The organism is Delftia tsuruhatensis NBRC 16741, from assembly GCF_001571325.1.
Classification (GTDB): Bacteria; Pseudomonadota; Gammaproteobacteria; order Burkholderiales; family Burkholderiaceae_C; genus Comamonas; species Comamonas tsuruhatensis.
Genome location: NZ_BCTO01000097.1, coordinates 1 through 20,165, shown reverse-complemented (window position 1 = coordinate 20,165; position 20,165 = coordinate 1). Strand labels below are relative to the sequence as shown.

The 20,165-nt window shown below is 65.7% G+C and carries 18 protein-coding genes and 2 pseudogenes; 8 read left to right on the top strand and 12 right to left on the bottom strand.

Translation table 11 applies throughout. The features are described from left to right. The 6 genes and pseudogenes from DTS01S_RS28860 to DTS01S_RS28840 all read right to left on the bottom strand — a co-directional run. Positions 1-352, bottom strand: a 352-nt coding sequence (locus tag DTS01S_RS28860) for an HAD domain-containing protein (protein WP_255247337.1), incomplete at its 3' end; no start/stop codon positions are given. A 206-nt stretch (positions 353-558) separates the two neighbouring features. Beyond that, positions 559-949: pseudogene (locus DTS01S_RS30165) on the bottom strand (IS3 family transposase); the annotation flags it as partial. A 94-nt stretch (positions 950-1,043) separates the two neighbouring features. Then, positions 1,044-2,027 (bottom strand): annotated as a pseudogene (locus DTS01S_RS28855) (YifB family Mg chelatase-like AAA ATPase); the annotation flags it as partial. A gap of 164 nt (positions 2,028-2,191) precedes the next feature. Further along, a complete protein-coding gene (locus DTS01S_RS28850) occupies positions 2,192-3,574 on the bottom strand; it encodes a tripartite tricarboxylate transporter permease (RefSeq protein WP_017405458.1) in 1,383 nt (460 codons plus the stop codon). A 1-nt stretch (position 3,575) separates the two neighbouring features. Then, positions 3,576-4,001, bottom strand: coding sequence for a hypothetical protein (locus tag DTS01S_RS28845; protein WP_016448616.1), 426 nt, complete (start codon positions 3,999-4,001; stop codon positions 3,576-3,578). 41 nt (positions 4,002-4,042) lie between these two features. Next, complete coding sequence (locus DTS01S_RS28840) at positions 4,043-5,332, bottom strand: hydroxymethylglutaryl-CoA reductase, degradative (protein ID WP_017405459.1); 1,290 nt, start codon at positions 5,330-5,332, stop codon at positions 4,043-4,045. Between the two features lie 118 nt (positions 5,333-5,450). On the opposite strand from DTS01S_RS28840, the gene DTS01S_RS28835 reads away from it, so the two are divergent. Both DTS01S_RS28835 and DTS01S_RS28830 read left to right on the top strand, forming a co-directional pair. Then, a complete protein-coding gene (locus DTS01S_RS28835; RefSeq protein WP_017405460.1) occupies positions 5,451-6,866 on the top strand; it encodes an aminotransferase-like domain-containing protein in 1,416 nt (471 codons plus the stop codon). Between the two features lie 219 nt (positions 6,867-7,085). Next, positions 7,086-8,054 carry a hypothetical protein gene (locus tag DTS01S_RS28830; RefSeq protein WP_254788069.1) on the top strand — a complete coding sequence of 323 codons (969 nt, stop codon included), beginning with the start codon at positions 7,086-7,088 and terminating at the stop codon, positions 8,052-8,054. A 32-nt stretch (positions 8,055-8,086) separates the two neighbouring features. On the opposite strand, the gene DTS01S_RS28825 is transcribed toward DTS01S_RS28830, so the two are convergent. After that, a complete protein-coding gene (locus DTS01S_RS28825; RefSeq protein WP_174538957.1) occupies positions 8,087-9,049 on the bottom strand; it encodes a LysR family transcriptional regulator in 963 nt (320 codons plus the stop codon). A 250-nt stretch (positions 9,050-9,299) separates the two neighbouring features. Here DTS01S_RS28825 and DTS01S_RS28820 point away from each other — a divergent pair, with 250 nt between their 5' ends. From DTS01S_RS28820 to aldA, 4 genes are read left to right on the top strand one after another with little or no spacing between them, the layout of a single operon-like run. After that, positions 9,300-10,595, top strand: coding sequence for an MFS transporter (locus tag DTS01S_RS28820; protein WP_034368750.1), 1,296 nt, complete (start codon positions 9,300-9,302; stop codon positions 10,593-10,595). Positions 10,596-10,624: 29 nt separating this feature from the next. Continuing rightward, on the top strand, positions 10,625-11,812 hold the full coding sequence (gene rhmD / locus DTS01S_RS28815) for an L-rhamnonate dehydratase (protein ID WP_013800167.1): 1,188 nt from the start codon (positions 10,625-10,627) through the stop codon (positions 11,810-11,812). 11 nt (positions 11,813-11,823) lie between these two features. Then, positions 11,824-12,633 carry an HpcH/HpaI aldolase family protein gene (locus tag DTS01S_RS28810; protein WP_061290042.1) on the top strand — a complete coding sequence of 270 codons (810 nt, stop codon included), beginning with the start codon at positions 11,824-11,826 and terminating at the stop codon, positions 12,631-12,633. Positions 12,634-12,649: 16 nt separating this feature from the next. Beyond that, on the top strand, positions 12,650-14,083 hold the full coding sequence (aldA, locus tag DTS01S_RS28805; protein WP_061290039.1) for an aldehyde dehydrogenase: 1,434 nt from the start codon (positions 12,650-12,652) through the stop codon (positions 14,081-14,083). 13 nt (positions 14,084-14,096) lie between these two features. Here aldA and DTS01S_RS28800 read toward each other — a convergent pair whose 3' ends face one another. Together DTS01S_RS28800 and DTS01S_RS28795 are read right to left on the bottom strand one after the other, a co-directional pair. Further along, positions 14,097-15,080 (bottom strand): alpha/beta hydrolase, encoded by a 984-nt coding sequence (locus tag DTS01S_RS28800; protein WP_016452096.1) that lies wholly within the window; start codon positions 15,078-15,080, stop codon positions 14,097-14,099. A gap of 58 nt (positions 15,081-15,138) precedes the next feature. Beyond that, complete coding sequence (locus DTS01S_RS28795; protein ID WP_016452095.1) at positions 15,139-15,654, bottom strand: MarR family winged helix-turn-helix transcriptional regulator; 516 nt, start codon at positions 15,652-15,654, stop codon at positions 15,139-15,141. Between the two features lie 102 nt (positions 15,655-15,756). Here DTS01S_RS28795 and DTS01S_RS28790 point away from each other — a divergent pair, with 102 nt between their 5' ends. Next, positions 15,757-16,734, top strand: coding sequence for a tripartite tricarboxylate transporter substrate binding protein (locus DTS01S_RS28790; RefSeq protein WP_016448605.1), 978 nt, complete (start codon positions 15,757-15,759; stop codon positions 16,732-16,734). Between the two features lie 85 nt (positions 16,735-16,819). Next, positions 16,820-18,148, top strand: coding sequence for a sulfatase family protein (locus tag DTS01S_RS28785; protein WP_034368742.1), 1,329 nt, complete (start codon positions 16,820-16,822; stop codon positions 18,146-18,148). Between the two features lie 68 nt (positions 18,149-18,216). Here DTS01S_RS28785 and DTS01S_RS28780 read toward each other — a convergent pair whose 3' ends face one another. From DTS01S_RS28780 to DTS01S_RS31100, 3 genes are all read right to left on the bottom strand, one after another. Beyond that, a complete protein-coding gene (locus DTS01S_RS28780; protein WP_016452093.1) occupies positions 18,217-19,080 on the bottom strand; it encodes a DUF4034 domain-containing protein in 864 nt (287 codons plus the stop codon). A gap of 297 nt (positions 19,081-19,377) precedes the next feature. Then, entirely contained in the window at positions 19,378-19,905 is a 528-nt protein-coding gene (locus DTS01S_RS30790; protein WP_126311633.1) for a hypothetical protein, read from the bottom strand. Further along, positions 19,853-20,165: hypothetical protein (locus DTS01S_RS31100; protein WP_218010589.1), on the bottom strand; the 313-nt coding region annotated here is incomplete at its 5' end. The genes DTS01S_RS30790 and DTS01S_RS31100, both read right to left, overlap by 53 nt.

The following is a 20,165-nucleotide window of genomic DNA, read 5'->3' as shown; positions in this document are numbered from 1 at the left end:
AAACCGGCAGCAGCCCACCATGGACACTCTTGTGGTATGTGCCGCCGATGAATCGCGCGCGCAGTCGCTCAGGCAGCCGCTGAAGCGTCTTGGCGTAACCTGGGCGAATGCACCAGGTGCTGCTCAGCACCAAGGCCACAGAGGGATATGGCGCCAGTTCCTCTTCCAGAATGGAAAGCCACTCAAACAGCGCATGCCCCGGGGCTTGGTATGGGCTCATGTAGATGCCCTTGTGGGGATGCCAGAGGACCTTCTCATGGTGGACTACGCCATCCAGGTCCAAGTACAGGATCACATCCGCGCTGCGAGGCGTGGATGCCGGTACATAGGGCGCGTTGTGACCAGAAGTCATCGCATGTGCGTCACGCATAAGAGTAGCAGCCAGCCGGAGTTTGTGGTGGATGGTTGCGCGTTCCATGCTACCAAGTGTTGGCGCCGACCGAAATTTGAGCCACTGGGACTGCGGCGGAAAACTTGGACTACTAGAAGGGGGAGTTCATGTGTTCAATCGCAAACCGTAGCGAGCAGTACCACCTATCCGTGGTGATCGATGTGACGTTCCAGGCTCAGGACGCACGCCAGTGTCCTCGTTTCGTCGGCGACGTAGGTACCGCCGTTGTGGCTCAAGAATTCCAGTGCATGGGCAGCCGGGATTGCATTGACTGAACCGAAGCGGCGTTCCGTAGCCTCGATGAGCATCTCGCGCGCCGGCTTGCCTGGCAGCCCCTTGCCCGCTCGCGCCAAGCCATCCCCTCATAGTCGCAGCAATCCTTGGGGAAGGTGGCCGTCGCGGTCTGGCCCGAGCCGTACTTGATTTCCAGACCATCGGAGCACCACCGCAGGTCTCTGAGCGAGGTCGCAATCCAGCCCTCATGTGAGCGGGCCATGACACGGTAGAGACGCGTTTGGCATTGACCCTCGGGGCGCCTCGTGTCGTACGCTGGTGGTTCTTGGTAGGCAAACGATCTTGTGGAGCATAAAAGTTGAGAGGAGATCCAGTCTCATTTATTTATGTTTCGTCTCAACTAATTTGATATCTCACAGCCTCCTCCGACCAGGGCCACGGCGCTGGCCGTGTGATGCGGACTGGCCGTGGGGCGCTGGCGCCAGCGCTCGGGCGTGAAGCGGCCGGCCAGGCTGGCGATGGCGGCGGCTTCCAGCGCCTCGTCGTCGCTCATGGGCGGCAGCAGGTCGGCAAAGCGCTGGGCCAGCATGGACTTGCCCGAACCCGGCGGCCCCACCAGCAGCAGGCCGTGGCCTCCGGCCGCAGCGATTTCCAGCGCGCGCCGCGCCTGGGCCTGGCCGCGCACCTCGGCCAGGTCCAGGCTGCTGCGCACTGGGGCAGCGGGCTGCGGCTGCACCGCATGCCAGCCCGGGCCGGGGCATGTATGGGTGTCGCCTGCTGCCGGCAAGGCGTCGGTTTCGTCGGTCTCTTCGGTGTCCTCGCTTTCGTCGCTGCAGCAGGCATCGTCCGGTTCCTGCTCCGCCTGCACCAGGGCATTGGCCGAGCGTGTGATGAAGCGGCGCACCACGTCCAGCAGGTGGTGCGCGCAGAACACCTGGGCCGATGGCACGAAGGCCGCCTCCTGCGCGCTGCCCGGCGGCAGCACCAGGCGGGCGCCGTCCTGCTGGCGGTGCAGGGCCAGGGCCGTGGCCAGCGCGCCGCGCACGGGCCGCAGCGCGCCCGACAGCGACAGCTCGCCCGCGAATTCGTAGTCGGCCAGCGCATCGCCATTGATCTGGCCGCTGGCCGCGAGAATGCCCAGCGCAATGGGCAGGTCGAAGCGCCCCGAATCCTTGGGCAGGTCGGCGGGCGCCAGGTTGACGATGATGCGTTTGTTGCTCGGGAACTCCAGCCCTGAGTTCAGCAGCGCCGAGCGCACGCGTTCACGCGCTTCCTTGACCTCGACATCGGCCAGACCCACCAGCGTGAACGACGGCAGGCCGTTGGCCAGATGCACTTCCACGGTGACACGCGGGGCGGCCAGCCCCAGCAGCGCACGACTTTGAACCAGGGCCAGACCCATGGGCACCTCGCAGGAACGACAGACACAAAGCCACACAAAGGAAGAAGCCGCCAGCGGTGCGGCGGCTTCGGTGACCCAGTATGGCAACGGCCTTGGGCCTTGTGGACGGCGGGCGCGGCGCTGAACCCAAATCTCAGAATGTTCTGACCCTTGCAGCGCAAAAATCAGAACAGCTTCACCAGCGCCGGAACGCTCAGCACGGCCGTGTAGTAGCCCATGAACTGCACGCCGGTGTTGAAGCCGAAGCCGCGTGACAGCAGGCCGCCGAGCAGGCCCATGGTCAGGATCACGAGCAGGCCCAGCAACTGGCCTTCCCAGACGCTGATGACGATGATCAGGCCCACGAAGGTGGCGATGATGGCCTCGTGGCTGACCCGGCGCGAGACGAACAGCGCCGCGCTGCGCGCGAAGTTCATGGCGAAGGGGTAGGACACGAGGGCCGCCAGCACCACGGCCAGCATGCCGTAGCCCAGGAACTCCCAGTGGCTGAGCAGGTTGTGCAGGTTGTTCACCTGGCCCGTGGCGGCATCGACGGTGAAGCGCGGCGGCGCGTTGAACAGCGGCGCTGCGGGGCCGGCGGCCACGGGGCTCAGCGGCAGGCCGAAGGCGATCAGCGGGATCAGCGCCTCGGCAATGTAGGTGGCCTCGGTCACGCCGTTGCGCGCGCTCAGCACCGTGGTCAGGCGGTGGTAGGCATGCTTGATGCGCGAGCCCACCAGCTCGCCCAGCACCACGGTCATGGCCACGGGGCTGAAGACGAAGGTGGCGCTGGAGATGGTGGCCGTGGCCAGGGTCCAGCGCGTCTGCACGCGGTCGAGCACCTTGAGCGGGTTGGGGAAGTAGCCCGACCAGCCCTTCACGTCGGGCGCCAGGTTGAACTGGCGCACCTTGTCGCGCAGCATGCGCTGGCGGCCTGCCGGCGAGATCACGGTGAACAGGTCGGCGATCAGCGGCCCGATGGCAATGCCCAGGAAGTAGCTGATGCTGAGCTTGACCTCGTATTTGGCGGTGAGGCTTTGCAGCGCAATGATGACCACCACGAACGGAATCAGCAGCATGACCGAGGCCCAGCGCCCCGCCGAGAAGTAGGCGATGAGGAGGGCGGCGGCCAGGAAGATCCAGGGCGCCGTCTTGGTGATCATGCTGCCGAAGGGCGCCAGCATCACGGCGAACAGCACGGCCAGCGGCACGGCGACAAAGGCCGCGACGATGCCGCCCGAGACCATCTTGCGCAGCGCGATGTGGGGCACGCCCAGCTTGCGCAGCATGTTGGCGTCCTGCAGCAGCGGCGTGGCCAGCGTGTCGCCGGGAATGCCCAGCAGCGCCGTGGGCACGGCATGCGTCATGTGCTTGGCCACGGCGCCGGCCAGGAAGAAGGTGAACACGCCGGCGGGCGGCACGCCCAGCAGCACCACCAGCAGGGTGAGCGGGGCCAGCGTGGTGGTCTCGTCCGTTCCGGAGACCAGGCCGATGGCGGCGAACACCACGGCGCCTATCAGTCCCATGGCGGCTGCGACGGCGATGTCATTGGTCAGCAGGGTTTCCATCTCATGCCCTCCCGGCCTTGTCGGCGAACAGCTCGTAGAGCTTGAGCTCCTTGAGTTCCTGCACCACGGCGGGCGGCAGGTCCTGCACCGTGCCCAGGCCTCCGGGCTGGCGCGCCAGCTCCTCCAGCACTTCGCGGCGCCATTCGGGGTCGTTTGAGGTGTCCAGCTCGGTCACTTCCCGCTTGGGCGGAAAGGCGCGTGCGCAGATCACGCCGGCGATCACGCAGCCGGCCAGGCCCGCGAGCATGGCGTAGGCGTGGGCCAGCTGGCGCGACTCGACCACCGTGGCCAGCCAGCGGCTGGCCAGGTAGAAGCCCAGCACGCTGATGCCGGTGCCGATGGCAATCGCCCAGGCCAGGTGGCGCAGGTCCACGGTGTCGCCCCAGACCTCGGCCAGCCGCCAGTCGGCGGGATCCTTGCTTGTCATGTGTGTCTCCTTGGTTTTTTGTTTGTGGGGCTGCGCGCTGGTCAGGCCCTGGCGCGCAGCGCGGCCAGCACTTCCAGCGCGCGGTCGGTGCGCACGTCGTGCTCGGCGGCCAGCTGGCGCGCCACGGCATCGACCTCGTCGCCCGTTGCGCCGGCCACCAGGGCGATGTTGCGGGCGTGCAGGGCCATGTGGCCGCGCTGAATGCCTTCGGTGGCCAGGGCGCGCAGGGCGCCCAGGTTCTGCGCCAGGCCCACGGCGGCGGCGATCTCTCCCAGCTGCTGGGCGGACTGCAGGTCCATGATCTTCAGCGCCAGGCGTGCCAGCGGATGGGTCTTGGTGGCGCCGCCGACCAGGCCGACCGGCATGGGCAGCTCGATGCTGCCGACCAGGGCGCCGCCGGCATCCTTTTCCCAGCGCGTGAGCGAGGTGTAGCTGCCGCTGCGGCTGGCATAGGCATGGGCGCCGGCCTCGACCGCGCGCCAGTCGTTGCCCGTGGCCACGATGACGGGGTCGATGCCGTTCATGATTCCCTTGTTGTGCGTGGCCGCGCGGTAGGGGTCGATGGCGGCGAAGGTATAGGCGTCCAGCACGCCTTCGATGATCTCCTCGCCGCTGCGCTCCTGCGTGGCCAGGGTCTGCGGCGTGAGCCGCACGCGGGCGCGGGCCAGCCGCAGGTCGGCCAGGTTGGACAGGATGCGCAGCCGCACGCTGCCGCCCGTGATCTGCTCGACCAGGGGTGCCACCGATTCGGCCATGGTGTTGACGGTGTTGGCGCCCATGGCGTCGCGCACGTCCACGATCAGGTGGACCACCAGCATGGGGCCGCGCGGCGTGTCGGGGAAGACATGGACCTCGATGTCCTTGCAGCCGCCGCCCAGGCCGATCAGCACCTTGTCGCGGCTGTTGGCGCGCTCGATGATCTGCGCACGCGCCTGCAGCACGGCCAGGCGCGCGCCGTGCGGATCGGTCACGCCCAGCACCTGGATCTGGGCGCGCATCAGCGGCAGCGTGCTGGAGGTCTGAAAGCCCCCGTCCTCGCGCGCCAACTTGGCCATGTACGAGGCGGCGGCCACCACCGAGGGCTCCTCCACCGCCATGGGCACCAGCACGTCAAGGCCGTTGACGCGGAAGTTGCCGGCCACGCCCAGCGGCAGCTCGAAGCTGCCGAACACGTTCTCGATCATGCCGTCGGCCAGCGCCAGGGGCAGGGCGCCGGGGGCGGCGAGCAGGGCGCGCTCGGCATCGGACAGGCCGCAGGCATCGGCCAGGAAATCCCGGCGCTGGGCCGGTGTGAGGGCACGGAAATTGGGCAGGCGCGAATCGGCAACCATGGAAGACATCTCCTCGAATCAAAACTCTGGTCGCCGGACTGTAGGAAAACTGTACCGCTTTCAAAAGGTACAGTTTCGGGGAACAGTACCATCGCACTGCAACATGAACGGAGGGCGCATGGCAGACACCAGAGGGCGCTCGGCCCCCATTGCCGAGAAGCTGGCGGACCTGATCGGCCAGCAGATCGCCGACGGCGTGTACTGCCCTGGCGACAAGCTGCCCTCGCTGCGCGAGCTGGCGCAGCTGCACCGCTATGCCAAGAACACCGTGGTCTCGGCCTTCGACCTGCTGGTCTCGCGCGGCATCGTCGAGCCGCGCCGGGGCTCGGGCTTTTACGTGCTGGGCACGGGGCGCGGTGCCCAGCGCACCGATGAGGACGCGGGCCAGCTGGGCCGCGCCATGGATATCGTCTGGCTGATGCGCGAGCAGCTCAAGACCCAGCCCGACTGCGTGGGCGTGGGCGACGGCTTTCCGCCCGTGGAATGGCTGGCCGACATGCGGCTGGACCGCTACCACCAGAAGGTGGTGCGCACGGGGCTGGGATCGCTGTTCCGCTACGGCAGCCGCTACGGCTATGCGCCGCTGCGCGACAGCCTGGTGCGCAAGCTGGGTGACTTCGGCCTGCAGGCCACGCCGGGCCAGCTGGTGCTGACCCATGGCGCCAACGAGGCCATGGACCTGGTCATCCGCTACTTCGTGCCGCCGGGGGCCACCGTGCTCGTGGATGAGCCCGGCTACTACCCGCTGTTCGGCAAGCTCAGGCTGGCCGGCGCCCATGTGGTCGGCGTGCCGCGCCTGGCCGACGGGCCCGACGTGGCCGCGCTCGAATCACTGCTGGCCCAGCACCGGCCGCGCCTGTTCTTCACGCAGTCGCTGGCCCACAATCCCACGGGCTCGGACATCTCCGCCGCCAAGGCCTACAAGGTGCTGCAGCTGGCCGAGCGCCACAACCTGCTCATCGTCGAGGACGATCCGCTGGCCGACTTCAAGCCCACCTCGGCCGTGCGCCTGTCCACGCTGGACCAGCTGGAGCGCACCATCTACATCGGCAGCTTCTCCAAGTCCTTCTCGGCCGCGCTGCGCGTGGGCTTCATCGCCTGCAACGACGCGCTGGCCAGCGACCTGGCCGACCTCAAGGCGCTGATCCATGTCAGCGGCTCCGAGTACTGCGAGCGCATGGTGGACGTGATGCTGCGCGAAGGCCACTACGAGCGCCACCTGGTGCGCCTGCGCCACAAGCTGGGCCAGGCCACGGCCCAGGCGCTGGGCTGGCTCGATGCCCATGGCTGCGAAGTCTTTGCGCGCAGCCCGCAAAGCCTGTACCTGTGGGTGGCCTTCCCCGGTGTGCAGGACTCGCTGCGGCTGGCCGAGCAACTGGTGCCGCGCAAGCTCAGCATGGCGCCGGGCCGTGTCTTCCATGTCGATCCCTCGGCCGTATCGCGCTGGTCGCGGTGCAACGTCAGCGCGATGCTGGATCCGAGGTTCCAGGCCGCGATGGGGCAGGTGCTGGCAGCAGACGGCCGAGTACAGTAACGCGTTGCCCGAGGAACAGGCCAAGCTGGGCCTGGATCAGGGTATTCGTATTGATCAGGCGGATGACTGGACGGAAAGATGCGCGGAAACCCATATTTCTTGTTGCTGGCCTGGCTCCTCGCAGCCTGTGCAATGGCTCCAGTCCAGGCAGGCCAAACGGACTCATCTTCAATATTGCAGCCCCTGGCGCGCCAGCAAGAGCCATTGGTGGGTAGCTACATGCATGTCCTTGTCACCATGGAGGTGGCAGGTTCGAGCCAGGTTCTCAAGAAGGGGCCCGAGCCGGTTTTCAGGAGCCAGCAAGAAGAGATTCTTGCAGGGATCGAGGGCGAGTACATCCCTGCGGCGGTTTGGCGTGGTGCTGCGGGTCAGATGGCTCTCTATGTCACGGATTCCGGACTCAAGAAGCTGTCTGAAAGTGGCTTGGTCAGTGCGATAAAGCCGGTGGTGGGCAACTTGGATATCTTCGATCCCGGTGAGGAGCTCAAGAAGATCGAGCGGGAAATCAGGAGAAAGGGATCTGCCCTGATCAGCGTGGTGCCCGCATGCGTACAGCGCAAGGAGTCCGCGGGGGGTGCCGCTGGGCCTGACCCCTGCGGAGATATCGAAGTGAGGAAGCGCGCATTCATTGGCTCTTTGCATCCTGGGCACTTCAAGGGCTTTTGGATGGAGGGAACCATGGCCATGGGCCAGATGTGGGGCAAGGCCTATCCGCAGGGAAATCCGTCCGTCGACCTGGATGCAAGAATCGAGGGGCTGTACGAACTGAAAAGCAGAAAGGATGTCCTGAGCCTCAATCTGGTCAACAGGGATTTGAAGCGTCTGGATGCCGACGTCCATATTCCCCGTGTTGCCTGGCATACCGCCGCTCTGGACTCCTTTCCGCATGGTGCGGGCGCCGTCGTCCGTATCGGCTTGAGGTCATATCCTGGTTATGCACCAAGGATTTCCATGCTCACGGGACCGGAGCGCAGGGAACAGGAGGCGAGCGTACGCCGGGTGTTCATCGAGATCATGGAAGATCTTGAGCCCGGGTCCACCGAAGCGCTTGACCTGAAACCTCAGATGTCTGGCCTTCTTCCGGTCGCAGAAGTACGTCTCAAGCGAGAGTCTTTCTTGCGCATGCATGCACATCCGGACCCTCGAATTGCGCGCGTTGACTGGGGTACCTGGGTGCCCTTTCCCTGAGGCGGGTTTGTCATTGCAACCGGCTCGCCACCTCAGTGCCCGCTGGCCTGCGCACGCAGCAGCGCGATGAAGCGCTGCTGCTCCTGCGTGGGCGCGTCGTCGGTGCGGGTGAGGAGGCCGAAGGGCGCCATGGGCACGTCGATGCAGACCGGCAGCGCCCTGACCAGGCCCATGCGCAGATAGTCCTTGAGCGCGGATTCGGACAGCAGCATCACGGCATCGGTCAGCTGCACCAGTTGCTGCATGGAGTACACCGAGCTGCATTCGATGATGTCGGCCGGCGCGGGCAGCTCCAGGCGCTGCAGCAGCTGGTCGAGCGCGATGCGCGCGGGGCTGGTGGCCGGCTGCAGGATCCAGGGCCAGTCGCGCACCAGTTCCTCCCAGTCGAGCTTGCGCCGGCGCGCCAGCGCATGGCCGCTGCGCACGACGAGCAGCAGCCGCTCGTTGCCCAGTTCCTCGAAGCCGTAGCCGCTGCTGTCTGCCGTGGGGCTGCGCCGTGCAATGGCCAGGTCGATGCGCCGCTGGTCCAGCAGGCGCAGGATCTGGTCGCTGGTGTCGCCCATGATGCGCAGGCGCAGCTGCGGGCTTTGCGCCTTCATGCGGGCCACGGCCGTCATCACCAGGTCGGGTGCTGCGCCCATGATGGTGCCGATGGACAGGTAGCCGTAGCCGCCCTGGCGGCGCGCGGCCAGGTCCTCGGCGCAGCGGTCCAGGCTGTTGAGCGAAGCCTCGGCAAAGCGCACCAGCTGCGCGCCCAGGGCTGTGGGCCGCATGCCGCGCGGCAGGCGCTCGAAGAGCTGGCAGCCGAACATGTCCTCGATCTCGCGCAGCATGCGCGTGGCCGCAGGCTGGGACATGGCCAGGCTCAGCGATGCGCGGTGCAGGTTCAGGCTCGATCCCAGCGCCACCAGCATGTGCAGGTGTTTGTAGCGCAGACGGTTGAGCAGGCTGCGGTGCAGCACGGGCGGGGCGGATTCGGGCGGCTTGTCAGGCATAAGCGCAAGGTATCGGATGTGACCGAAATTCGATTTGTTGAGCATCGATCATGCGCCGTACATTGGCCCTGCGACAAGAAAAAACAGACCCAATCCAGGAGACAAGACATGCACAGCCCATCGCCTGTTTCATGACGCGCTGATGCGACCGGCACCCAAGCCGCAGCCGCCTCTCGCCTTCCGAAAAAGCACGCCTTCCGCGCCCCCATTTTTGTGGGCGTGATGGCTCTCCATCGCCTTCAGGACCGTCATGAAAAAACTCCCCGCTCCCCTGCTCGCCAGGATCTCCTGGCGCCTGCTGCCCTTTCTTCTGCTCATGTACATCATGGCCTTCCTGGACCGGGCCAACGTGGGCTTTGCCAAGGTGGCCTTCCAGGCCGATACCGGCATCAGCGATGCGGCCTTCGCCTTTGGCGCGGGCGTGTTCTTCGCGGGCTATGCGCTGCTGGAGGTGCCCAGCAACCTGATCATGCACCGCGTGGGTGCACGCATGTGGATGTGCCGGATCATGGTCACCTGGGGCCTGGTGTCGGCGGCCATGATGTTCGCCCACGACCAGACCACGTTCTACGTGCTGCGCTTTTTGCTGGGCGTGGCCGAGGCGGGGTTCTTCCCCGGCGTCATCCTGTACCTGACCTACTGGTTCCCGGCGGCGCACCGCGCGCAGGCCATGGGCTTTTTCTACTTCGGCGCGCCGCTGGCCTTCATCTTCGGCAGCCCGCTATCGGGCCTGCTGCTGGAGCTGGACGGCATCGGCGGCTGGCACGGCTGGCAGTGGCTGTTCGCGGTGGAGGGGCTGATGGCCGTGGCCGTGGGCATCTGGGCGTATTTCCACCTGGACAACCGCCCCGCCGACGCCACCTGGCTCAGCCGCGAGGACAAGGCGCTGCTGCAGGACATCCTCGACAGCGAAGAGCGCGCCAAGGGCGGCCACGGCCACAGCCTGCTGGCCGCGCTGTGCCAGCCGCGCGTGCTCTACCTGGCGCTGATCTACCTGCTGATCCAGGCCAGCGTCTATGGCGTGGTGTTCTATCTGCCCAGCCAGGTGGCGGGCCTGCTGGGCACCAAGGTGGGCCTGCTGGTGGGCGTGGTCTCGGCCATTCCCTGGCTGTGCGCGCTGCTGGCCGCCTGGTGGATTCCGGGACATGCCGAGCGAACAGGCCAGCCGCGCGGCATCGCCAGCCTGACGCTGGTGATGGCTGCCGTGGGCATGGCTGCATCGGTGAGTTTCTCCAGCCCCCTGCTGGGTGTGGCCGCGCTGTGCCTGGCGGCGGCCGGTTTCATCGCCGTGCAGCCCGTGTTCTGGACCTTTCCCGCCAACACGCTGGCCGGCGCTGCGGCCGCTGGGGGCATCGCCTTCATCAACTCCCTCGGCGCCGTGGGCGGTTTCATCGCCCCCATCGTCAAGAACTGGGCCGAGGGCTTTTTCCACTCCCCGGCGGCCGGCCTGTACCTGCTGGCCGGCACCACGCTGCTGGCTGCGGCCCTGGTGCTGGGCGTGCGTGCACGCCTGGCGCCGGCCCTGGCCGCACCGTCGGCCGCCTGAACCACTTGCACACGGAGCACAACCATCCCATGACACAGATCCCCACCATCAAGCAGGTGCGCGCCTTCACGCTCAAGGGCGGCGGCGCCGACTACCACGACCAGTCCGACGGCCACTGGATCGACGACCACATCGCCACGCCCATGGCCAAGTACCCCGAGTACCGGCAAAGCCGCCGCAGCTTCGGCATCAACGTGCTGGGCACGCTGGTGGTGGAGATCGAGGACAGCGCCGGACGCGTGGGCTTTGCCGTGACCACGGGCGGCGAGCCTGCGGCCTACATCGTCGAAAAGCACCTGGCGCGTTTCCTCGAAGGCGCCCGGGTGACTGACATCGAGCGCATCTGGGACCAGATGTACCTGTCCACCCTGTACTACGGCCGCAAGGGCATCGTCATCAACACCATCTCGGGCGTGGACCTGGCGCTGTGGGACCTGCTGGGCAAGGTGCGCGGCGAGCCCGTGCACCAGCTGCTGGGCGGCGCCGTGCGCGATGAGCTGCAGTTCTACGCCACGGGCGCGCGGCCCGACCTGGCGCAGAAGATGGGCTTCATCGGCGGCAAGATGCCGCTGCACCACGGCCCGGCCGAAGGGGAGGAGGGCCTGCGCCGCAACCTGCAGGAGCTGGCCACCATGCGCGAGCGCGTGGGCCCGGACTTCTGGCTCATGCTGGACTGCTGGATGAGCCTGGACGTGAACTACGCCACGCGCCTGGCCCAGGGTGCGCAGGCCCATGGCCTCAAGTGGATCGAGGAGGCCCTGCCGCCCGACGACTACTGGGGCTACGCGGCCCTGCGCAGGAACGTGCCCACCGGCATGCTGGTGACCACGGGCGAGCACGAGGCCACGCGCTGGGGCTTTCGCCAGCTGCTGGAGATGGGCTGCTGCGACATCATCCAGCCCGACGTGGGCTGGTGCGGCGGCATCACCGAGCTGCTCAAGATATCGGCCCTGGCCGATGCCCACCAGGCCCTGGTCATCCCGCATGGCTCCAGCGTCTACAGCTACCACTTCGTGGCCACGCGCCACAACAGCCCGTTTGCCGAGTTCCTGATGATGGCCCCCAAGGCCGACGAGGTCGTGCCCATGTTCCATCCGCAGCTGCTGGGCGAGCCCGTGCCCGTCAACGGCCGCATGCGCCTGTCGGCGCTGGACAGGCCTGGCTTCGGCGTGGAGCTCAATCCCGAGTGCGCTTTGCACCGCCCGTACACGCACTGAAGGAGCCCACCATGCAACTGCCTGCCAACCCCTTCAAGGCCGCGCTGCGGCGCGCCGAGCCGCTGTACGGCATCTGGGCCGGCTTTGCCACGCCCTATGCGGCCGAGATCATCGCCACCACGGGCTACGACTGGATGCTGGTCGATGGCGAGCATGCCCCCAACACCGTGCCCACGCTGCTGGGCCAGCTGCAGGCCGTGGCGCCCTATGCCACGCACCCGGTGGTGCGCGCCGTGCAGGGCGACACCGTGCTCATCAAGCAACTGCTGGACGTGGGCGTGCAGACGCTGATGGTGCCCATGGTGGAGACGGCCGAACAGGCGCGCGAGCTGGTGCGCGCCATGCGCTACCCGCCCCATGGCGTGCGCGGCGTGGGCGGCGGCCTGACGCGGGCCACGCGCTGGGATGCCGTGCCCGACTACATCCGCACGGCGCATGAACAGCTGTGCCTGATCGTGCAGATCGAGTCGCCCCGGGGCGTGGCCAATGCCGCCGAGATTGCGGCCGTCGATGGCGTGGACGCCGTCTTCATCGGCCCGGCCGACCTGTCCACGGGCATGGGCCATGCGGGCGACGCCAGCCAGGGCGAGGTGCAGGACGCCATACGCCGCACCGTCCAGGCCACGCTGGCTGCCGGCAAGGCCTGCGGCATCCTCGCGCCGCGCGAGGAAGATGCGCGCCGCTATGCGGACTGGGGCTGCCGCTTCATCGCCGTGGGCATAGACATCAGCCTGCTGCGCCAGGCCGCGCTGGCCAATCTGGGGCGCTATCGCGCCACGCACGCCAGGGACCAGGCGGCCCCTGCATCCCGCACCTACTGAACCCAAGGAGAACTCCATGGCATCCCTTCCCGTGCTGCGCAATTTCATCGCCGGCAGCTTCACCGACAGCGCCGAACTGCATGAGGTGACCAACCCCGCCACGGGCGCGGTGCTGGCGCGCTCGCCCCTGTCCAGCCAGGCCGATGTGGACCGCGCCATCGCCGCCGCGCGCGGCGCCCACAAGGCCTGGGCACGCCGCCCGGCCGTGGAGCGCGCGCAGTACCTGCGCCGCGTGGCGGCCCGCATCCGCGACAACGCCGCGCGCATTGCGCGCACCATCACCGAGGAGCAGGGCAAGGTCCTGGGCCTGGCCGAGGTGGAGGTGAACTTCACCGCCGACTATCTGGACTACATGGCCGAATGGGCGCGCCGCATCGAGGGCGAAGTCATCACCAGCGACCGGGCCAACGAGCAGATCTTTTTGCTGCGCAAGCCGCTGGGCGTGGTCGCGGGCATCCTGCCCTGGAACTTCCCCTTCTTCCTGATCGCCCGCAAGATGGCGCCGGCCCTGCTCACGGGCAACACCATCGTCATCAAGCCCAGCGAGGAAACGCCCATCAACTGCCATGCCTTCACCGAGCTGCTGGCCCAGTGCGAGCTGCCGGCCGGCGTGTTCAACGTGGTCTATGGCCAGGGCAGCACGGGCGCTGCGCTGGCCGGGCATGCGGGCGTGGACATGGTCAGCTTCACGGGCAGCGTGGCCACGGGCGAGCGCATCGCCGCAGCCTCCGCGCCCCACATCACCAAGCTCAACCTGGAGCTGGGTGGCAAGGCCCCGGCCATCGTGCTGGCCGATGCCGACCTGGACCTGGCCGTGCGCGCCATCCGCGACTCGCGCATCATCAACACCGGCCAGGTCTGCAACTGCGCCGAACGCGTCTACGTGCAGCGCCAGGTGGCCGACGAGTTCACGGCCCGCATCGCCCAGGCCATGGCCGCCACGCGCTACGGCGACCCGATTGCGCGGCCCGACGTGGAAATGGGCCCGCTGATCAACCAAAAGGGCCTGGACAGCGTACAGGCCAAGGTGCGCCAGGCCATCGCCGACGGCGCGCAACTGGTCACGGGCGGGCAGGCCGCAGACCTGGGCGCGGGCTTTCACTTCCAGCCCACGGTGCTGGCCGGCTGCCATGCCGGCATGGAGATCATGCGCAAGGAAATCTTCGGCCCCGTGCTGCCCATCCAGGTGGTGGAGGACCTGGACGAGGCCATCGCCCTGGCCAATGATTGCGAGTACGGCCTGACCTCGTCGCTGTACACGCGTGACCTGTCCAAGGCCATGCAGGCCATGCGCGAGATCGACTTCGGCGAGACCTACATCAACCGCGAGAACTTCGAGGCCATGCAGGGCTTCCATGCGGGCGTGCGCAAGTCCGGCGTGGGCGGGGCTGATGGCAAGCACGGCCTGTACGAGTACACGCACACGCATGTGGTGTACCTGCAGGGGTGAGCCAACGGCTCGCCTATCGCTTCACGGTGGCTGACGTTATGAACCGGGCAATGGTGCTGGAAACCCCGGGCACTAGCGGCAGCCCCTCCTTGTCATAGGTTGCAAGATTGGCAGCGCGATCGTTGGTCTCCACCTTCTTGAGCACATGGTTGGTGGCGGGCAACAGCACAAGCTTGGCGTTCGGTGCAGCCTTGGCCAGACGCTGAGCATCCTTTGGCTTGATCTGCAGGTCGCGCTCACCTTGAATGATGAGCACGGGTTTGGAATAGCCCGCTATCAGGCGAGCGGGGTCCAGCGCGAAGGTGTTGATGAGAAAGCCTTGTACGCTGGCATGGAACATGGTGTTGAGCGGCCTGTCCATCTGGCGGGTATCCACGCGCCTGCCTGCTTCCAGAGCATCGATGACCGGTAACGCCTGGTCCAGGATCGGTGCATTGGCGGGGTCTTCCTTGAGCTGTTCCCGAAGCGTCTGCCCCATTGGGCGACCAGGAGCTGCTACCAATATCAGTCCGCAGATATCGGAGCGGCCCTGGCCAGCCTCCAGGGCGACCAGTCCACCTTCACTGTGTCCCAGCACCCAGACGCATTGGGCACCGGTCTCGCTGCGGATGGCGTCCACCCAGTGGTGCACATCTTCGGCATAGGCCTGGATGGTCACGGCATTGGGGTCCTCCACGGCCTTGTAGCTTTCGAACATGCCACGTTTGTCGATGCGTACGGTGGCAATGCCCTGGGTGGCCAGTTCCTGTGCGAGCAGTTGGTAGGTCGAGGCTTTGAGGCCGAACGGGCTGTTGCCGTTGCGGTCGGTGGGGCCTGAGCCGGGGACGATCAGTACGACCGGCGGCGCGCTTTGGCTCGGCATCAGCAGAACACCCCGCAGTGGGTCAAGTGGCCCCGTTGCCTGCAGCGGCTTTTCGCCAAGGACGGCCGTGGCCGGTGCGGCCATGGTGGTGCTTGCGCAGATGGCGGCCGCCAGGCCGAGGAGTAGAGCTTTCATGGGAAAGGCCGCAGAGTTGATCTGCGTGCCATTGGAGCATGCTTGTCTGTCGGCCCTGTCAGGTCGAGGCCGTGCGCTTGCGGTTGCGCGGCGCCTTGGGCGGCGGGCTGCTGGCCTCCAGCTCCCGCGCCCGGGCGCGGATGCGCGCAAAGGCGCTGGCCATGGCCTGCAGCTCGGGCTCGGGCACGGCGTCCATGAGCTCGCGGTTGATGGCCTGCACCTGCGGGAACAGCTCGGCATGCAGGGCGCGGCCCGTGTCGCTCAGGCGCAGCAGTGCGCGGCGCGCATCGCCCACCTGGCTCTCTTTCCACACCAGGCCCTTGGCCAGCAGCGCCGTGACCGCGCGCGAGGTGCGCGTGCGGTCCAGCTGCGCCTGCTCGGCCAGCTGCGAGGGCTGCAGCTGCCCGGCCTCGGCCAGCAGGCAGAGCATGCGCCACTCGCGCCGCGTGATGCCGTAGCGGCCCTCGCACAGGCGCACCACGCGGCTGCCAGCGGCCGCCTGCAGCCGCGCCAGGTGGTAGAGGAACATGTCGTCGAGCACGGCGGGGTGGCGCCAGCGGTGGAGGTCGGTCATGGACTCGCGGGCCGGTTTCGGGTTTACGCTAGGGATGATGGATTAGATGCATTGTCGGCGGCCTGCGTACATTGGCCGCAAGACAACGACAAGGAGACAAGTATGCCCAGCCCCCTCGCAGCCCTGGCGCGTGCCGCCCTGGCTTTGGTCGCCGCCGGCCTGTGCGCGGCGCCCGCCCTGGCCCAGGAATGGCCCAAGGCCAAACCCATCCGCATCGTCGTGCCCAATCCGCCGGCCGGCCCGTCCGACATCTCGCTGCGCCCCGTGGCCGCCGCCATGCAGGCGGCGCTGGGCCAGGCCGTGGTCGTGGACAACAAGCCGGGCGCCAACGGCAACATCGGCGCGGCCGAGGTCGCGCGCTCCGCGCCCGATGGCTACACTTGGCTGTGGGCCATGGACCCCGTGCTCACCGTCAACCCCCATGTCTACAAGAACATGGGCTACAAGGCCGACGCGCTGGAAACCCTGGTCGTGGCCGCGCGCTTCTCGCAGACCCTGGTCTGCGGCCCGGGCACGGGCTTCAAGTCCGTCAAGGACATGGTGGCCGCCAGCAAGACGCGCGAGCTGACCTATGCCTCGGGCGGCGCGGGCTCGCCGGGCCACCTGGTCATGGAATCGCTGCTGGCCACCTCGGGCGCCAAGATGGTCCATGTGCCCTACAAGGGCCCCGCGCCGGCCATGCAGGACCTGCTGGGCGGCCAGGTGGACTGCGGCTTCCTGGCCGGCCCCACGGTCTTGCCCCAGGTCCAGAGCGGCAAGCTGATCGCCCTGGCCACCTCGGGCAAGACGCGCTCGGCGTTGGCGCCCGAGCTGCCGACCATTGCCGAGTCGGGCTTTCCCGAGTTCGACGGCACCTTCTGGATCCTGCTGGCCGCACCCAAGGGCGTGCCGCCTGCCGTGCAAAAGCGCTTTGTCGACGCCATGAACGAGGCCATCCGCGCACCCGAGCAAAAGGAACGCGCCAAGGCCCTGGACATCGAGATGGTCGGCTCCACCGTGGCCGAGGCCCAGGCGCGTGCCAAGGGACAGTCCGCGCAGTGGGCCGCCCTGGTCAAGCGCATCCACCTGACCAACGACTGAAGCCGCCACCAGGGCCTGTGGCCCTGAGGCATCGCCGTTTTGGCGATACTCCCTTTCCCAACGCATCCACTGTCTTCTGGCTCCCATGGCAACCCAGCGCCCCAATCTGATCTTCATCCTGGCCGATGACCTCGGCTATGCCGACCTCGGCTGCACGGGCGCGCGCGATGCGCACAGCCGCGCCACCGATGTCTCGCCTCGCCTGGACGCCATGGCCGCGCAGGGCATGCGCTTCACGCGCGGCTATTCCAACTCGGCCGTGTGCTCGCCCACACGCTTTGCCCTGGCCACGGGCCGCTGGCAGTACCGCCTGCGCGGCGCGGCCGAGGAGCCGATCGCCAGCGTCCACGGCGACAAGGTGCTGGGCCTGCCGCCCGACCATCCCACCGTGGCCTCGCTGCTGCGCGACGCCGGCTACGCCACCGCCCTGGTCGGCAAATGGCACCTGGGCTACCCGCCGCATTTCGGCCCGCGCATGTCGGGCTACGAGGAGTTCTACGGCTTTCACGCAGGCGGCGCCGACTACTTCGCCCACTGCGACCCGCGCGGCCGCCCCGACTTCTGGATCAACGAGGAGCCGCACGAGGAAGAGGGCTACCTCACCGACCTGCTTAGCCGCCGCGCCGTGGACTTCGTCGAGCGCCAGACGGCCGACAAGCCCTTCTACCTGTCCCTGCACTACAGCGCCCCGCACTGGCCCTGGCTCACGCGCGACGACCTGGAGGAATCGCGGCGCATCGGCGGCTTCGGCAAGCACACCGACGGCGGCACCATCGAGACCTACCAGCGCATGATCCACCACATGGACGAAGGCATTGGCTGGGTGCTGGATGCGCTCGAGAAAAAGGGCATGGCCGAGAACACGCTCATCGTCTTCACCAGCGACAACGGCGGCGAACGTTTCTCCAACAACTGGCCCTTCATCGGCCAGAAGATGGACCTGCTCGAAGGCGGCATCCGTGTGCCCCTGGTGGCGCGCTGGCCCGAGCGCATGCCGGCAGGCGCCGTCAGCGACACGCCCAACCTGACCATGGACTGGTCGGCCACCTTCCTGGCCGCCGCGGGCGTGGACGGCCACGCCGACTACCCGCTGGACGGCGTCAGCCTGCTGCCCCTGATGGAAGACGGTACCTGGAACCCCGAGCGCGACCTGTGCTGGCGCATGAAGCACCGCGCCCAGCGCGCCCTGGTGCGCGGCGACTGGAAATACCTGCAGATCGAAGGCGTGGAATACCTGTTCAACGTGGCCCAGGACCCGCGCGAACGCGCCAACCTGCGCGACCGCGAGCCCCAGCGCCTGGCCGAGCTACGCGCGGCCTGGCAGCAATGGGATGCTTCACTGCCGCCCATTCCGGAAGAAGCCAAGGTGTCGCTGGTGTTCAGTCGGCAGGATCTGCCTTCGGCGACGTTTTGAGGGTGTGTGTGCCCGCAGGCTGTGGGCGATAAAACAAGGCAGGCCTTTGGGCCTGCCTTGTTTCCTGATTACTGGTACGTCCTGACCATGCCCGCCCGTGCGGCCTCCGAGTTGTCGCACATGTCCTTGGCCTGTTTGTAGAGTGCCTGGGCCTTGCTCTTGTCCTTGTCGACGACTTCGTAATGGCTGGCCTTGGCAAGCACCAGGTTGTATTGGAGATAGCCGGCGCTGGCCGATGGCAGCGACTTCACGGCCTGTGACACCATTTGGTCCAGGCCCTCCAAGGACCCGCCCCAGCGCGGGCTCAGGTAGTTGAGGGCATTGACGCGGGCCGCCAGGTTCTTGGGATCGGCCTGATCGGCCGCCTGCAGCCACTGCGCCGCAGTACGTCCACCCACCTGGTTTTCCATCGCGGCCAATCCAATCAGCATCGTCTGCGGCAAGGCCGAGCGGGCATCCAGCGCCATGGCCTTTTGCAGATACGGCTGGGCCTTCGCGCTGAGCTGCTTGACACTGTTCCACTGGCTGCCCGTCACGCTGGAAGCCGGCGCCTCACCACGCGCGCCAAATGCCTTGTTGCCGTAATAGAGGCCCGCATTGAGCTGGGCAAAGAACGACTTGGGCTGCTGATCCGCCCACATGCGCATCACGTTCTCTTCCTGCAGGCTCAGTTGCTGCAGTCCCAGCAGATCCCGCATGGTCAACAAGTCCCCGCCCGAGGAAGAAAGATTCTTCTTGTGCTTGCGGGCCAGTTCCTTGTCCAGCGCCTCGAACTTGAACTCGCTGAGCAGTGCAGCCCTCTCGGACTCTTCCAGAGTGGCATTGCCATCGGGAATCAGCGGGCACTGCGCGGCATAGGTGGCAGTGGCTGCGGAGAGAGACAGGGTGGCGAGCAGGATGCGGATCAGGGTTTGGGTGGGGTTGGAGGCCATGTGCGTCCCTCTTGGAAATGGAATGTGTTATTCAAAAATTTTCAAAATCAATGTTAGATATATTTGTCTTTCTCAAGACAATATATCCATCAAGATAAATTCGGCATCGAATGGTGAGCATCAGGCTCCATGCGATTAATTATCGACCAGCATGGTAAATAAATTATTCAGAAATTCAATTGCGTATGTTATGGATAAGCAATTTTTGCTGGGCAACTGTATGACTGAGGTTCATGCGGCATTAGCATGTTCATCCTGGAATGCTTGGGGCTTGTTCAGCGAAGGCAGGCTGATTAATTATTTTGTCAATTTCGGATTGTGAATAGAGACTATATCGTTCAAGCAGTCATTGTTGTTGCACGATAATACTACGTGTTTGTCTTTCACATAAAATTTTCCTTCAAAGAAGCCGCTTGAATTAAAATTTTTTACGGCTTCGTTTTTTAAATTGAACTGCATAACTCTTCCCCAGTCATAGGATTTGTAGTCAATCAATGCGTCTTTTCTTTCAAGAAGCCCGCCAAATTCTCCTGCAGGAAAATATATATCGAGAGTTTTTCTATTCTTTTTGCTGAAAAATGGTGTGCTCACAATAAGTAGTGATTCTTTGCCTGCGAATTGAGTAGGCAGAGTCCATTTGCCTTTTACGGTTATGCATTTTTTGCTATTGGGTATGCAGAATTCGGAGGTTTTGGTATTTGAGTAAAAGAAATATATAGCACCCGTGACCGTGAAAGAAGTCAGCAAAATACCAGCAATATATTTTTTCATTTTATTCACATTCATCAGATGTTGAAATGGTCCAATTCCCTCGCCCTGCTGCATGAGCTGAATTGTCATAACCTTTGGGTGTGGCGCTAACCATTGCGCCGTATTCCGCGGCAACAGCTTTCGCTCCCGATAATCCACCAGAAGTTCCCGCAGCGATCAATGCGTCTGAGCCAAACTCAAACCCGATCTCTGCGGCCGTGAGTGCATCTATTTTTCTTTGTTTGTCTAAATATCTTAGTGCCTCGTTATCCCATTCACTCATCGGGGTACCTCGCGAGAGTTTTGCTACCAACTCTTCATATGCCTGCTTTCTC